The sequence below is a fragment of the Paenibacillus sp. FSL H3-0286 genome (assembly GCF_045040705.1).
GTDB classification, from domain to species: Bacteria; Bacillota; Bacilli; order Paenibacillales; family Paenibacillaceae; genus Paenibacillus_AQ; species Paenibacillus_AQ odorifer.
Map to the genome: position 1 here is coordinate 1,589,759 of NZ_CP150285.1, position 15,760 is coordinate 1,605,518.

11 protein-coding genes and 1 pseudogene are annotated in these 15,760 nt (G+C 38.1%); 10 read left to right on the forward strand and 2 right to left on the reverse strand.

From position 1 onward, the window contains the following. The first annotated feature begins 19 nt into the window (after positions 1 to 19). The 10 genes and pseudogenes from MHB37_RS06915 to MHB37_RS06960 all read left to right on the forward strand — a co-directional run bounded on the left by MHB37_RS06915 (position 20) and on the right by MHB37_RS06960 (position 13,241). Positions 20 to 3,361 (forward strand): non-ribosomal peptide synthetase, encoded by a 3,342-nt coding sequence (locus MHB37_RS06915; protein WP_405169073.1) that lies wholly within the window; start codon positions 20 to 22, stop codon positions 3,359 to 3,361. Positions 3,362 to 3,366: 5 nt separating this feature from the next. Beyond that, on the forward strand, positions 3,367 to 7,752 hold the full coding sequence (locus tag MHB37_RS06920; protein WP_076195212.1) for a type I polyketide synthase: 4,386 nt from the start codon (positions 3,367 to 3,369) through the stop codon (positions 7,750 to 7,752). Positions 7,753 to 8,102: 350 nt separating this feature from the next. Then, positions 8,103 to 8,549 (forward strand): annotated as a pseudogene (locus MHB37_RS06925) (sigma-70 family RNA polymerase sigma factor); the annotation flags it as partial. Positions 8,550 to 8,891: 342 nt separating this feature from the next. Further along, positions 8,892 to 9,074, forward strand: coding sequence for a hypothetical protein (locus tag MHB37_RS06930; RefSeq protein ID WP_256716045.1), 183 nt, complete (start codon positions 8,892 to 8,894; stop codon positions 9,072 to 9,074). Continuing rightward, a complete protein-coding gene (locus MHB37_RS06935; RefSeq protein WP_256717230.1) occupies positions 9,067 to 9,873 on the forward strand; it encodes an RHS repeat-associated core domain-containing protein in 807 nt (268 codons plus the stop codon). Before MHB37_RS06930 ends, MHB37_RS06935 begins: the two co-directional genes overlap by 8 nt. A gap of 8 nt (positions 9,874 to 9,881) precedes the next feature. Continuing rightward, entirely contained in the window at positions 9,882 to 10,283 is a 402-nt protein-coding gene (locus MHB37_RS06940; RefSeq protein ID WP_076193581.1) for a hypothetical protein, read from the forward strand. Positions 10,284 to 10,638: 355 nt separating this feature from the next. Continuing rightward, the gene (locus MHB37_RS06945; protein ID WP_256717229.1) at positions 10,639 to 11,562 is read left to right on the forward strand and encodes an RHS repeat-associated core domain-containing protein; all 924 of its coding nucleotides are present in this window, start codon (positions 10,639 to 10,641) and stop codon (positions 11,560 to 11,562) included. A 5-nt stretch (positions 11,563 to 11,567) separates the two neighbouring features. Further along, complete coding sequence (locus MHB37_RS06950; protein WP_076193578.1) at positions 11,568 to 11,972, forward strand: hypothetical protein; 405 nt, start codon at positions 11,568 to 11,570, stop codon at positions 11,970 to 11,972. Positions 11,973 to 12,466: 494 nt separating this feature from the next. After that, positions 12,467 to 12,853 (forward strand): hypothetical protein, encoded by a 387-nt coding sequence (locus MHB37_RS06955; RefSeq protein WP_076193575.1) that lies wholly within the window; start codon positions 12,467 to 12,469, stop codon positions 12,851 to 12,853. Next, positions 12,819 to 13,241, forward strand: a complete 423-nt coding sequence (locus tag MHB37_RS06960) for a hypothetical protein (protein ID WP_076193573.1) — start codon at positions 12,819 to 12,821, stop codon at positions 13,239 to 13,241. The genes MHB37_RS06955 and MHB37_RS06960 overlap by 35 nt, the downstream gene beginning before the upstream one ends. Before the next feature lie 33 nt (positions 13,242 to 13,274). On the opposite strand, the gene MHB37_RS06965 is transcribed toward MHB37_RS06960, so the two are convergent. Next, positions 13,275 to 13,463 (reverse strand): helix-turn-helix transcriptional regulator, encoded by a 189-nt coding sequence (locus MHB37_RS06965; protein ID WP_076193570.1) that lies wholly within the window; start codon positions 13,461 to 13,463, stop codon positions 13,275 to 13,277. Positions 13,464 to 13,630: 167 nt separating this feature from the next. Further along, on the reverse strand, positions 13,631 to 15,748 hold the full coding sequence (locus MHB37_RS06970; protein WP_076193568.1) for a Piwi domain-containing protein: 2,118 nt from the start codon (positions 15,746 to 15,748) through the stop codon (positions 13,631 to 13,633). Between the last annotated feature and the right edge of the window lie 12 nt (positions 15,749 to 15,760).

Genomic DNA, 15,760 nt, shown 5'->3' on the forward strand with positions numbered 1-15,760 from the left:
TTAAAAGGAGAGTTATATAATGCTAGATAACAAACAAAAGAGTAAGGCTGATAACAGTTTACTAAAACAATGGCTACAGAATTCTATAAGTCATGATGCAAAGGGGATTATAGCGACCGCTCCTACAGGAGTAATTCCTCTATCTTTTGCTCAGAAAAGACTGTGGTTTTTACAACAATGGATGCCAGACTCATCAGGATACCATCTTCCTATTATATACCATATAAAAGAACAACTGGATGTCAATAAGTTGGAAGATAGCTTTAGAGAATTGATAAACCGTCATTCTATTTTACGAACTGTTTTTATCGAATTAGAAGGAGAACCTATTCAAGTTATTCTGGAGTCTCTAGAATTCGTACTTCCCTCCACAGATATCTCTATGTTGCAGATTATTGAGAGGGAAAAGAAGCTTAATTCAATTTTAAAAGAAAGTGTAAATCAACTATTCGATTTAAAAAATGGTCCTCTATTTCGTGCCGAGGTGATCCAATTGGGTATTGAGGAATGGATATTTTCTCTTTCTATTCATCATATTATAACGGATGGCTGGTCGAATGGGATTTTGATGAAAGAGTTAATTGCCGGCTACGAGGCGCGTTTAAATGGAATTCCATTAACAAAGGAAATGCCTCTTCAATATTATGATTACGCACGTTGGCAGACAAATCAATATGAAAAAGATCAATGGAAAGAGCATATGAAGTTTTGGAAAGAGTATTTGGAAGGAGCTCCTGCGTTAATAGAGCTCCCTCTGGATTATCCTAGACCAACAGTCCAGACTAGTAGGGGGGCTGTTTACGAATTCAACGTACCAGAGAGTACGTTGCGAAGTTTTCGTGATTTTTGCCTAAAAGAACAAGTCACCCTAGTTATGGCATTTCTAGCTCTATTTAAGCTGCTGCTTTATCGATATTCTGGGCAAGAAGATTTGCTAGTTGGACTTCCAGTCTTTAATCGACCAAAGAAGGAAATGGAAGGAATTACTGGTTTTTTTGCTAACACGCTGGTTATCCGTACGCGCATACCTGATGAGAAAATGACTTTCAAAGAATGGCTTCATAATATTCGTGATTCGGCATTGTCGGCTTATGAGCATCAGGAACTTCCCTTTGAAAAATTGGTAGAGATGTTACAACCAGAGCGTTCAACAACCCATAATCCTATTATTCAAGCTATGCTAAGTGTAGGAGCCGGATCATCTCAAGCCAAGCTTATGGGGGAGGGATTTAAAACATGGTCTACTTATCCATATGAGAGAAGTACAGCAAACTTTGATTTAACTCTCGAAATTACAGAACTAGAAGCTCCCAAGTTTTCTTTTGTATATCGCACTGACCTCTTCAAGTTGGAGAGTATACAGAGATTGGCAAAGCATTTTATTACTCTTTTACAAAACATTCTGGTTTATCCCAATCAAAGTATTGCTGAAATTGAGATGCTTTCCCTCGATGAGAAGGAAAAAATTCTCAATCATTGGAATGAAACAAGCAAAGCATACCCGGAGAATCTTCTTCATGAGCTTATAGAGCAGCAAGCACAGCGTTCACCGGATGCTCAGGCCATTTGTTTTGAAGAGACTTCGCTAAGTTATCAAGAGTTGAACGAACGTGCTAATCAATTGGCACATTTTCTCCAGAAGGAAGGGATTAATTGCGGGCAATTTGTAGGGGTCTGTATGGAAAGATCTATTGAAATGGTTGTAGCACTACTTGGAGTTCTAAAAGCTGGTGCAGCTTACGTACCTATTGACCCAACCTATCCTGTTGACCGTTTAACGTATATGTTGGAAGACTCCGGTGTGGCTTTCCTAATAACACAGAATTTCTTAGAAAAAGAACAACTCCATTCAATATTTACAGGTGCTATCAAATGTCTGAATCTGAATGAAGACTGGTCAGCTATTGAAACACAACCTAAATTCAATCCGAAAAGTGAAGTAACAATCGATTCTTTGGCTTATATGATTTATACCTCGGGTTCAACGGGTAAACCCAAAGGAGCTATGAATACACATAAAGCAATTAATAACCAGTTGTTGTGGATGCAGGAAGAATTTAAAATCTCTGCAGAAGACCGATTACTACAAAAAACGCCGTTTAGCTTTGACGTATCTATACCTGAAATATTTTGGCCCCTTAGTATTGGTGCTTCCTTATACCTAGCAGTACCCGAGGGGCATAAGGATCCATCTTATTTAATTGAAGCTATTCAGAAAAATCAGATTACTATTATTGGCTTTGTACCGTCCATGTTAACAATATTTCTGGAGGACCCGGAGGCTAGTCGTTGTACAAGCTTGCAGCGCGTTTTAGTGGCTGGAGAGGCGCTTACATCGGATTTGCAGAATAATTTTTTTGGATGCTTTCCTAGCACAGAACTGTACAACCTTTATGGTCCAACAGAAACTGCAGTGCATGCAACTAGTTGGAAATGTAATAAAGAAATGGAGAAAGCAGACATCCCTATTGGTCGACCTGCTGCTAATACGCAAGTCTACATTCTTGATCGTTACCTTTCCCCTACGCCTATTGGGGTTGCGGGGGAACTGCATATTGGTGGCGTTCAGGTAGGAAAAGGTTATTATAACCGTAGTGAATTAACTAATGAAAAATTCATCTTAAATCCATTTAAACAAGAGGAATTATTGTACAAATCTGGGGATCTAGCGAGATTTACCACAGAAGGGGTAATTGAATATTTGGGACGGCTAGATCATCAAGTAAAGTTGCGTGGCTTCAGAATAGAACTAGGAGAGATCGAAGCAGCAATTCGTTTGCACCCAAAAATACGGGAAGTTGTTCTTGACTTAAAGGGAAGTTCTCCTGATGACAAACAGCTTGTAGCATACTTTACAACAGAGGCTTACTTTCAACTTGAAGCTAGAGAGATTAGAAGTTTTTTAGGTGCTGTGCTACCTGAATATATGGTGCCGAGTTTTTTCATCCAACTTACACAGATGCCTCTCTTGCCCAATGGGAAAATTGATAAAAGGTCTTTGTCTAATGCACACAATATTTTGGAGGAAAAAAAGGATCCCATTAAACTACCTTCTTCAGTTCTTGAAATTGAACTTGGACAAATATGGAAGGATATATTACGGATAAGCGAAGTTGGGATAGAGGATAACTTCTTTGAAATTGGAGGACATTCTCTTTTAGTTATTAAAGTTAGATCTAAAGTATTAGAAAAATTACATAAAAACATATCAATGATGGACTTATTCCGTTTCAGTACAATTCAATCTTTAGCTCAATTTATGAACGAATCCACTAATACGGATGATACAACAATTTCAAATGTTAAAAGCAGGGCGCAGAAACAACGAGAAGCAATTAATAAGCTAAGAGGAAGGAGATAGCTATTATGGGTTCTAATATTGAGGATAATGAAGAGGATTTCTCCGGAGGAATCGCAATTATTGGAATGTCTGGGCGCTTTCCTGGGGCAGAAAATATTGAAGAATATTGGGAAATGCTCTGTAATGGAATAGAGGGAATACAGGTTCTAAGTGAAAAAGAAGATGCTATAATGAGAAAAAATCCCAAACTCCGTGATCACACTGATTATGTACCGGCAGGTGGGTTTATAAATGGGGTGGATGAGTTTGATGCCTCGTTCTTTGGTTATACGGCCCGCGAAGCACAGGTTATGGATCCACAACAGCGTATTTTTTTAGAAGAGGCATGGACGGTTTTAGAAAAAGCAGGTTATGATTCAAAGCAATATGAGAATCGTATCGGAGTATTTGCAGGAGCAGGAATGAATCAGTATTTTCTAAAGCATGTCTATCCCAATGAAGCAGCAATAATATCTGTGGGCAGTTTTCAGACTATGTTACATAATGAAAAGGATTATTTATCCACCCGAGCAGCTTATAAATTGGGTTGCAAGGGAGCTTCGCTAACACTACAAACAGCTTGCTCTACATCACTCGTAGCTGTAGCTATGGCTAGTCAAAGCCTTTTGTGTTATCAAAACGACATGGTAATTGCTGGAGGAGTTTCGCTGCCTGCGATGGAAAAATCAGGATACTTATATGAACAAGGCGGGATTGCATCCCCGGATGGGCACTGTAGGGCATTCGATGAGAAGGCACTGGGAACAGTACCAGGAAATGGGGTGGGCGTGGTTCTATTAAAAAGACTAGAAGATGCCCAAGCGGATGGTGACCATATATATGCAGTAATTAAGGGATCTGCAATGAATAACGATGGTGAACAAAAAATGGGCTTCACTGCTCCGAGTATTGAGGGACAAGTTGAGGTTATTGCAGAAGCGATTGCCCAAGCGAATGTAGGAGCTGAAACAATAGGCTTTGTTGAAGCACATGGTACTGGTACAAAACTAGGTGATCCGATTGAGGTAACAGCTCTTACAAAAGCGTACCGAATGTCTACAGATAAAGAAGGTTTTTGCGCATTAGGGTCCGTAAAAACGAATATAGGTCATCTTGACATTGCTTCTGGGGTTGCAGGTCTTATAAAAGCAACAATGGTTTTGCAGAATAAAATGATTCCTCCAACATTACATTTTCAAAAGTCAAATCCAGAGATTGATTTTGAAAAGAGCCCTTTTTATGTAAACAGTAATTTAATCTCCTGGCCTGAGAAACAAGTTCCACGTAGAGCTGGAGTTAGCTCGTTTGGGCTTGGAGGAACAAATGTACACGTTGTTTTGGAAGAGGCGCCTTCTAGAGAAGAATCGGGAGCTTCTAGACCTTACCAGTTAATCTTTTTATCTGCCAAAACACCGACTGCCTTAGACAGAATTAGCGAAAATCTAGTAAATACACTTACTGGTCAAGCTGATTTGCCCTTAGCTGATATTGCATATACCTTGCATGTTGGAAGAAGGGTGTTTCCTTACCGAAGAGTGATGGTGGCTGAGACAAATAAGGAACTTATTCATAATTTATCGCAGAAGAAGACAACCTCACCGGAAGATATTAGTTCAGGTCAAAATTCTGCAGTGCCCTTATTTTTATTCCCGGGACAAGGTGCCCAGTATATAAATATGGGTAAACAGCTCTATGAAACGCAGCATTATTATCGCAAGTGGATAGATGTGTGCACCAATCTGTTTCAGATACAACTAGGAGAGGATCTTCGCCAACTAATGTACCCTGCAGAAGGTACAAACAAAATTCTTGAAGAAAAATTACAGCAGACGCAAATGGCCCAAGCAGTAATTTTTACTACTGAATATGCAATGGCCCAACTTCTTATATCATTTGGTATCCATCCACAAGCAATGATTGGTCATAGCTTAGGTGAATTTACTGCTGCTGTGCTGGCTGAGGTTCTTACATTAGAAGATGCTATCTATCTGGTGTCACAAAGAGGCAGGTTGATGCAATCAATGCCCTTCGGAGAAATGATATCTGCATCTGTTAGCGAAACTCTTGCATTGCAATATTCAAATGATAGAATCTCAGTTGCTGCAGTGAATGCACCTTCACTTTGTGTTTTTTCGGGCACTGGGGAGGCTATCTCTCAATTGGAGGTTCAATTGACTACGGATGGGATTGAACATCGGCGTCTACATACTTCTCATGCCTTTCATTCTGCTATGATGAAACCTGCAGCGGAAACATTTGAGAACATTGTTAGAGAAGTAAAGCTATCCCCCCCTAAGATTCCTTATGTATCTGGATTTACAGGGACTTGGATTACGGATGAAGAGGCTACTGACCCAACGTATTGGGCTAGACAGTTATACGAAACAGTATATTTTGCTAAGGGGGTAGAAACACTTATAAAGGATATGAACGGAGTACCGATTGAAGTAGGACCGGGGCGTACTTTATCTGTCTTTGTGTCTCAACAACCATTATTACAGAAGCAAGCAATCCATACCATACGTCATCCCTTAAACCAGAGAGAAGATTATAAAATTCTGCTTGAGGCACTGGGGGAATTGTGGCTAAAAGGTATTGATATTGATGTCCGAGGTTTGTATGAAGGTCAAAATAGGCATAGGGTTGTACTCCCGACTTATCCATTTGAAAGAAAACGTTATTGGCTAGAAGAAGGGTGCATTAATTATGAAGTAGGAACAACTACTAATAATGACATCCAATCAACATCAAAAGATGACTTTCTATATAAGCCAGAACAAAAAGTGACTACATCAAATACGATAAGTACTTCTCCTGCAGATGTGTTATTGGGCATTACTGCGCTTTGGAGTGAACTCTTGGGCGAAGACCGAGTTGAGATAACGCAAGACTTTTTTGAACTGGGAGGTCATTCTCTACTTGGCATTCGTTTAATGAAACGTATGAGGGAGCTTTTTCAAATAGAACTTCCTGAGAGTACATTATATGAATTTCCGACAATTGAAGGGTTAGCTGGAGCTGTACAAGATGCTACTCTTAAACAACGGAGGTTGCCTAAAATTCACTGTGTTGAACGAAGTCAGCATATCCCAGCTTCGTGGATTCAAAACAGAATGTGGGAGCGGGAGATGATTCAAGGAGGAGAGTGCTGTACTACAGCAGTGGGATGGGAATATAAGGGCAACTTGGACATTTCATTACTTGAAAGATGTATAAATGAGCTAATTGAACGACATGAAGTACTGCGCACATCGTTACATAAAGATGAAAAGTGCGAAGAACTATTACAAGTCATTCAAGATTCTGTGGATATAGATTATCATCTGCCAATAATTAATTTAACACATTTAACTGAAGATGAGCAGGAACGAGAGATGCATGCATTGGCATTTATTGATGAGAGTACTCCATTTGATCTTAGTCGGCCTCTGCTCTGGCGTCTCACGCTTTACTTACGTTCAAATCATCGTTATGCGTTATTTATTAATGCTCATAACAGCATTATGGATGGCCCCTCTGCAAATATATTTTTAAGGGAACTGGGGGGATTGCTCCATCTTAGAGGGCAGGGTAGTGCAGATACTTTACCACCACTTCCAGTTCAGTTTGCTGATTATGCCAAGTGGGAACAAGAAATTTGGTCGGGTGATCGTTATACTAATTACCTGTCATATTGGAAAGAAAAGCTTAAAGATATCCGAATTACAAAATTACCCACTGACAGACCAAGGAAACCTGAGGGTGCAAAAAGTGCAGTTGAATCGTTTACTCTTAATCCAAATGTATCAGAATTACTGAGAAAAACCAGTCATACATACAGTTGCTCACTTTACACTGTTCTATTAACAGGATTTAATATCGCAATGCATACAATAACGGGTATGGAGGACCTGGTGACAGAGACTTCCTTTTCAAATCGAAATGTCACTGATATTGAGGGTATAATTGGTAGTTTAGTTAACTTTGTATTATTACGAGTGAACTTTTCTCAGAATTCTGCGTTATCAGAACTAATTTTGAGAACAAGGGAAACAGTAAACGGTGCAATTGCTCATAGTGAACTTCCTTTTGTGAAAATTATGGAAGAATTATATCCTGAGTTATACCGTAGTGAGAGAAACTATGTCCGAGGAGTTGCCTTTACACAGTATGAAAAAGGTAGTAGTCCTCCTTGGCCTGGCCTAGTTACGGAACGCAGATTGTGGGCTAGAAGATCATTATTTGATTTTTATATGAGCGCAGTCGATGAAGGTGAGGAGGGCATAGTATTTAATGTGGAATATGATTCATATCTTTTTGATTCCGCTACAATTAAAAGATGGCTCGTCCAGTATAATGATATTCTGCAGCAAATTGTTACAGCTCCTAACTCCCATCTGAATGATTTTGTTGCAATATCTTCTACTTATTGAGAAGGTAATGAAAGTATTTTTTAGTTTTTTTACTAACTTGTCAGTTTTAACAATCAAGTACTTCTTGAATCGTCAATAATTACTTTGTCTCCTATTCGAAGGTACGTGATGTAACAAGCATAGAGAATTTGCTTTCTCATTTAAGTCTCTTAGATCATTTAGTTATTATTGATAATAGTAAAACAGATGATGAGATTATTTGCGAAGCAGATAAAAGCGGAATAAGTTAATATGTCAATGAATTTCAGAATGGACGCATATTATTGAGCAATAATTGAAAAAAAGGAGACAAATAAACCAACTAGCATCGTAACCGATCACGTTGGTTTTTTTTTACATCATATCGTGTCCATAACCTCAAAAAATTCGATAATACCGGAGAAGACATGGAGGATTTAATCTCCATCGGCACGATCGGCTTGATTAAAGCTATCGAGAGCTACCGCCCGAACAAAGGGACAAAGCTGGCCACTTTTGCGGCACGCTGTATTGAAAATGAAATTCTGATGCACCTAAGATCCTTGAAGAAAACACGGAAAGACGTATCTCTGCACGATCCGATTGGGACAGACAAGGAAGGTAATGAAATTACACTTATCGATATCCTTGGTTCGGAAGCGGATGATGTTATTAAAGAAGTGGATTTGAAGATCGAGAAGAGTAAGATTTATCGCAACCTAGATATTCTGGATGACCGAGAGAAAGAAGTTGTGGTGGGTAGGTTTGGGCTGGATACAGGTGGAGAAGAGAGGACGCTCATGAAGCTTTATCATGAGTTTTATAAGGCTAAGCGGTAGGATCTTAGATAATAACTAAAGATTCACTATAGAGTGTTTTAAAAGTGACTTGCCAACAAGGGAGTTGCTTTTTTGTTAATTCAAGTAGTTGGGCTAAATGAACATAAAAAAGCATATTCAGAAAATTAACTTTGTAACTGCTGAGGGTTGTTTTATGACATACAAAGAAATATATGATCTTTATATTCAATTGTTGCTGGCGGACTTCGTGCGATAATGAGAAAAGGTAACACACATACGCAAGTAAACTATGATTTAAATGGACAGTTTATTACGGAAGAAAGGTTAAATGGGAATAATATCGTGTAGAAATCCACGTATGTCCGAGGCGACCGAGTTTTGGTGAAGAAAGACAAGACCACTAGTAAAGATTACTATTATCTGTACAATGGTCACGGCGATATTGTACAGAAGGTAGATACGAGTGGCGCAGTAGTGAATAGCTACGCCTACGATGTGTGTGGCAACATTACCACAAAAAGAAGAAACACTAAACCCATTCAAGTACACAGGGGAAGTGTATGATGAAGAGACAGGACTATACTATCTACGGGCACGGTATTATGATCCGAGTATGAGGCGTTTTTTAAATGAGGATACGTATGAGGGGCAGATTGATAATCCGCTGAGTTTGAATCTTTATACGTATGTGGAGAATAATCCTTTGATTTATTCTGACCCCAGTGGTCACCAGTTGTTACCTACTGGAACAGGCTATAGTAACAAGAAAATGCTTCAGCATTGTATGAATGTTGGTGCTGGAACATGTTGGAGCGAATTTAAGGCGGGGACAATCGAAGCCTCCATCGCAGTTGCAGACTTTTTAGTTGTGGATGACATTAATACAATATTAAACCCTAACGCATCTTCATTTGACAAAACCCTCGCCGCTGCTAATTTTATACCTATTGCAAAATTTGTTAAAGGTGGTCGACTTATTGTTAAGTTGGCGAGCAAAGAAGGTAGGCAAATTGAGAGGGCTATTAATTTTACCGGTACCGGAGTAGAAAAAATTCTTGAATCCACTCTTAAATCTTACGAACAGGCTAGAAACTTAGCACTTGATATTGTTGGTGATCTAGGACCCGGTTCTAAGTCAGTAATTGGTCGATTACCTAGTAGTGCAGGATACGGTCAAGTTGTTGGAAGACAATCGGCTGATGGGAAGTTGTTATGGAGACTAGACTATGATCCAAATAAGGGGACTCACATTAATATTGAAGACTATCGTGGTGGCAAAGGCAATAATGCAACTAAACTGGTAATTCCCTTTGAAGGAAATGAAAGTACATTTAGGTCGCTATTAAAGCACCTTCAACCTTAGGAGGCTATATGACTTTATTTGAGGAATGTATTCAAGCACTTGGAGATGGAACGGAGATAGTAACTATTCAAAAAACAGAAGAACTATTTAGTCAACTTGTGAGCTTTTTTCCAGTCACATCTTGGGGAAGAATAAATTGGGATAACATATCGAGGTGCTATGAAATCTCAAAGCCTCAAGAGGTTTTATCGATTATAGAGAATGAATTTAGTGGGGATTTTAATTCGAAAGTATTTCTACTCTGGAATTATACTGATGCTCCTAGCGTTTATACAGAGTTAAGTCAAGTATTAAATAACATCGATGACGTTACTGCTGTAGGTTCAGATACATGGATTTTTTGTCCATCATCCGGTTATGTAATTGAGTATTTTCATGAGGGACAAGTAATGCTTGGCTTCAAAGACTAATTATTTTTCATTAAATAGATGTATAATGATCTTGTATCATATATTTTCTAATTTAGCTTCACTAGTTCTGTTGATATGAATTAGTTTCTAAATGTAAAGCTATAACAAGCACGCAAAGACCTTTCTTAGTCCTACTAAGCAAAGGTCTTTTTATAGTTTGTCGACCACCTAGTACCGAATGAACTGAATCGGTTCATTCAAATATACTTAACTGTCGTAATCCCACGATAACTATTTCTCCGATTTAAGTGTACGCACATGAAAGACTCTAATATTATAAGTGATAACGGAAGAAAAGCTAAGCGGCAGTAGTGTTGTGCATAAGGCGAACTTTGTTCGCGGAGACCGGGTGCTAGTGAAGAATGACATCACGGCGGCAAAAGATTACTATTACCTTTACAATGGCCATGGTGACGTGGTACAGATTGTGGATACGAAAGGTAAGCCGGTGAACAGCTATGAATATGACGTATGGGGCAACATCACTAGCCAGATAGAAGGAGTCTCCAACTCCTTCAAATATGCGGGCGAAGTGTATGATGCCGAAACAGGACTTTATTATCTGCGTGCACGGTATTATGACCCGAATATAGGGCAGTTTTTAAATGAGGATACGTATGAGGGGCAGATTGATAATCCGCTGAGCTTGAATTTGTATACTTATGTTATTAATAACCCGCTTAAATATATTGACCCAACAGGAAATATGCATGAAATGGGCGGGAAATCGTCTGGGGGTTCTGGTGGAGGAGGAGCTTATACAGTTCCAAAATGGTTAGTTAGTGAATTTAAGTTTGTTAAAACACAAAGTCCAAGGACCTTACCTAAAAATTTAAAAATACCAACGGATAGCGCTAATTCTTCTAGTAAGTTGAGAGCAGAAGTCAATACCCAAAGGAATAATACTAAGGGGACCGTTGAAGTTGAAAAAGCATTAACAACTTATAACCCTCAATTTGCTGCTCAGCAAATGCTAAAGAATGGTAAAGTTCCAATAGAGAATTTGGAAAGCATGGTTCCTAACGGTGCTGCCAACGGGTTTAAACCTTCCGCAACAATAGCAGATGGGTACAAGTATAATTATGAGATTAACGGTACAAAAATTGAAATAAAATGGCATGCTCCTGATGCGAATGCTGCTGCTAAATTTCCTAGTAGCAATTCAGGAAGCGGTTGGACTGCACAAATTAAAGTTGGAAACAAGTTGCTTGGTCAAGATGGTAAATTCTATAGAAATCCAAGTAATATCACGCACATACCTGTTGATTTTGGGAGGTAATAATTTTGTTGGATTATTATAAATCGTTGCCTGATTACATTTCCACAACCCAATTAAGAGAGTTGTTTGAGGAATTCATTTCGTCGAATAGTTCAAACAAAAATGATATTGGAGTTGCATTAGAGTCATTAGTTGAATTAGCAGACAGACAGTGGCATACTTATGAGTTAATCGACTCTGAATTAAGAAATAGGGTTGAAGAATGGATAATTGGTATTTGTAATAAAGAGTCGTTACATGATATTGAGCTAATCTCATTGATTATCGGACGGCTAGGTTTAGTAAAGGTTTATATACACCTGAAAAATTTACTAACTGGTAATGTGAGAAATGAGATTAGGACAGTTATTCACGAGTTAATTGATGAGTTAGACGGTCATGTCGATGACCCTTATCATGGAATGAAGTGAAAAAATGAACACCTTGATTGGCTACGTGCCTTTCAAGGTTGTTTTTTCGTGGGGCTACCCAGTGCCGAATGAACCCATCATTCAACCAATAACACACTTCACCCAAGAAATACCGTTATAAGAATTTCATGATTTATGTTGTACGCACATTATTGCTTGACAAGTATAACCTAAATAACGCTAGTTCGTAACAAAAAAGGGTCGATTATGGTCAGATACCACCATGATTGACCTGTTTTTGTTATCTACGTTATCCTCTTTTTTTTCAAATCAATTGCACCTGTAAATTAGCTACTGTGATAGCCATAGCGAGAAGATACTTAATCATAAAGTTTTTCACAACTTAATGAATGGATGGCTCGATCATTACACTGACAGGACGTAATTGAACATCTTGCATAGGGAAGGTCATGTGTTAAAGGCTAGCCACCGACTCCCTCATTACTATAATACAAACGGCAAATACGTCAAAAGTTTTGGCCGTGGGGGAATGCATGAACAACATACAAATTTCTATTGATAAAGTTTCACTTGAATATCATGGAGTGACAGTGAGCTTTTACAATCAACTCGCACTGTCATTTCGAGATTGGTTTGATATTAAACCAACTATACGTCACAAAGGTTATGTATACCAATGGCATCTAGCAATGGATGATGCTTATCTTTATTTGCGGTATCAACCATGGTGTCAGAAAAAATCAAGGAAGTACACGTTACAAATTGAAACTCATCCAGACCACTTAGTTAAGTTTCAACGCTTGCTTGTTACCTTATATAAACATTCGCAGAAAGTATACCTTAACCGAATTGAATTGGCTTTCGATATTCCATATCCAATGAGCAATGAGCAATCTGTTCATTGCTTCCAATACGGGTGAAGGAACTCGATATTTTGGGCGAAAAGACCAAAGAAAGCAACATGCTTATTGCCATAACTATGATAAAAAGTTAGAGAGGAAATGGAAAGGAATTGAAGAAGTGGTGGAACGAACAAGAGTGGAATTAGTATACAGACCCGTTGAGAAAATACCTTTAGAAAGTATCATTCAGTATCCACCTAAGTTCAATGATTACTATACTTGTAGCATCATTATGGATTTGGAAGCTGTTAGGGTGGAAAAAAGAGCCATGATACTAGCATTACAAAATGGCTTAATGCTACCCGATGAACTAAGCAAGCATCATCGGGCATCAATAAAAGAAATGATGTCCTCACAGCAATTAGTTGATTTCGATGGCTTGCCGCTGGGCATTAGGCAGATTTAATAACGATAATCTGTGCTTTAGTTTGCGGCAAGGTTAGTCATCTTCCAGTACAAGAAGTTCGTTTAGGCTGATGTTGAGTGTTCGGCAAATCTGTTCCAAGGTGTCGAAGTAAGCTGCATTCACTTTATCGGAGCAGAGATGGCTAATTGTACTCGGTCGAATGTTCATTCTTCGTGCAAGTTCTCGTTGACTAATTCCTTGTGTTTCAAGGATTTCTTTTATTTATTTTGAACAGTTTGATAATGATGTATTGATCGTTGCTGTATTATTTCCTGGTGAGAAATAAAATAACAACATGTAAAAACGAAAAAATATGTTGTTCTAAATGTATTAGATTCTGGATTATCATAATAACAAATAAACCTCCCAGTATGTGGGAGGTTTATTTGTTATACAAAATGTAGCGATTTGCCAGAATCGAGCGGAAGCCATTGCCGGTTAAAGAAAGTAGAGCTTAAATCGGCATAATATGTAGTAACGGGAAGGCGACATTTTAATAAGGAACCAATATGCATGAACGAAAGATGATAAATATCTTGAATTATTGTTTCGATTGGTAGTGATCCCTTTTTCTTGATGATTTTAATTGGTTGAGCTGTACCGACACGAGGATGAGGATTAGTAGCGATGAGATACGCTAGATCGTCTCTAACATAGCAAAGCCCTGGTTTTGTTTCCCAACCTTGCTTATCAACGTTTAGAGCCATACGACGATTCGTTTTCTTGATAATTTCTACCATGTCATATTCTACACCTAAACTATTCATCACTTCGTCTAGACTATCTAAATCTTCTCTACAAAATCCATCACGATGAAACGTAATATGCTTTGGTCTTTCATTGTAATGTTGATGATATTGATCTATCGCTGAGTACACAATTTGGCACATAGTCTCATGGCGGATTTTTTCGCCGGCTTCATTAGAGGTATTTGCCCTACTGGACAATACTCTACCGTCTTTTCCTACGATCTGTACAATACCAGTAGAGTGTCTGCCAGCTTCATGAGATACATCTAGTCCAATAAAACAATCGGATGATAGGAATGAATTTAAGATCCACGGTTGAATGCCTGATTTAGAATAAAGCCCCAATAATATATTACCTAGAATGTAGTCATTAGCTTTTTGAAGAGTTTCCATAGTTATGAACTGAGTCGGTACTGAAGAATTCCCTCCGAACTCCTTCTTTACCGTGTCATACCACATGCCTGAAATTTTTTCTGGGATTATCACGAGCGTCAACTCTTGAAATGAATTTTTCGTAAGCTCTTTAAGCAGGATGGCAAGTTGGTGTGGATTTGTGAAATCAATAGATTTGTTCCGATAGGCTCCTGATTTTTTTAAGATTGATAATGGTACACCCCATTTATGGGATAGCGTATTCAGTTTATCATTAAAGTCAGTTATGACATCGAGTTTTGTGTCTATCAGTTCTGGGTATACAAGTAAATTAACGGATAAAGGTTTTGAGGCTACAACACCGCCCTTATCAAGTCCATATTTAAGCTGTGTTTGAGTAACATTTTTTCCGAATTGAAGAGTAGGATTTGACAACTCCAATATTTCATACCCAGCTTGCTGGACTAGGAGCTTTTGTCTATTAAATTTAATTTTATCAGTGCGTGCTAATATTTTTTGTATTTCATCCAGCAATGTTTTAATTTTTTGATTTGCGTTTTGTTTATAAATTTCTGATGTTTGGCGCACTACACTAGAAGGAAGTGACTCAAAAGTAAGCTCTTTTTGTAGCATAGCTGGTGCATAAGCAATGCGAGTTCCATTAAATGCTTTTAGATAGACAACAGGCATACTCTGTTCAAGTTTATCAACTTTCCAAGCTTGCTTTCGTTCTTTAGTAAAATAACTAACAACTGATTGATTAAGTTCTGGAATTGCATCATTGATTGTAGAATTGGAGATTTCCACAAACTCATAATGAAGATTGTTATATATATCAATTACTCGATCGCCTTTAAAAATTGCGTTTGATTTTATTAAATCATATACCGATGCATTTGTACGATAACTATGATTTAAATCAAAACCAATGGTAATTTTGCCCGTATAGTCTACAGTAATATCACATTGTATAACCCTATGTATTGAAATATTTTCTACGACTTTTTCAGCTTTTAACCACGTGAATTTCCGACTTCCAGCAGCAATTTCTTTTTTTGGCTGAACACTTTCAATAGTTCTTAAAAGTAATCTTTCCAAGATAGTTCTCTCTGCTAGGATAGTGGGATTAATTGAGCGAATTTCATATTGAGTGAATGTGTACTCACCCCAATTTTCAATAGGTTGCCAGCTTGCAATATAGTGATTGAAAAAATCGATAACAAGCGACCTGTTTAATTTTCTTAAATCAAAAGAAGCATTTCCGTTTTCTGTATGTTGTTCAAATACATTACGCACAGGTAGCGTATATAAATGAATATTTAGAACGTTTGTATTCGTGTCTGATTCCCATTCTGTAAGTACGTAGTGTGTTAGTGGTGTATTCATAATCTGTTCTGT

Excerpts from the sequence above, each read along its gene's own strand:
- MHB37_RS06915 (WP_405169073.1), top strand. The coding sequence starts at position 20 with ATGCTAGATAACAAACAAAAGAGTAAGGCTGATAACAGTTTACTAAAA.
- MHB37_RS06920 (WP_076195212.1), top strand. The coding sequence starts at position 3,367 with ATGGGTTCTAATATTGAGGATAATGAAGAGGATTTCTCCGGAGGAATC.
- MHB37_RS06940 (WP_076193581.1), top strand. The coding sequence starts at position 9,882 with ATGACTTTATTTGAGGAATGTATTCAAGCACTTGGAGATGGAACGGAG.
- MHB37_RS06955 (WP_076193575.1), top strand. The coding sequence starts at position 12,467 with ATGAACAACATACAAATTTCTATTGATAAAGTTTCACTTGAATATCAT.
- MHB37_RS06960 (WP_076193573.1), top strand. The coding sequence starts at position 12,819 with ATGAGCAATCTGTTCATTGCTTCCAATACGGGTGAAGGAACTCGATAT.
- MHB37_RS06970 (WP_076193568.1), bottom strand. The coding sequence starts at position 15,748 with ATGAATACACCACTAACACACTACGTACTTACAGAATGGGAATCAGAC.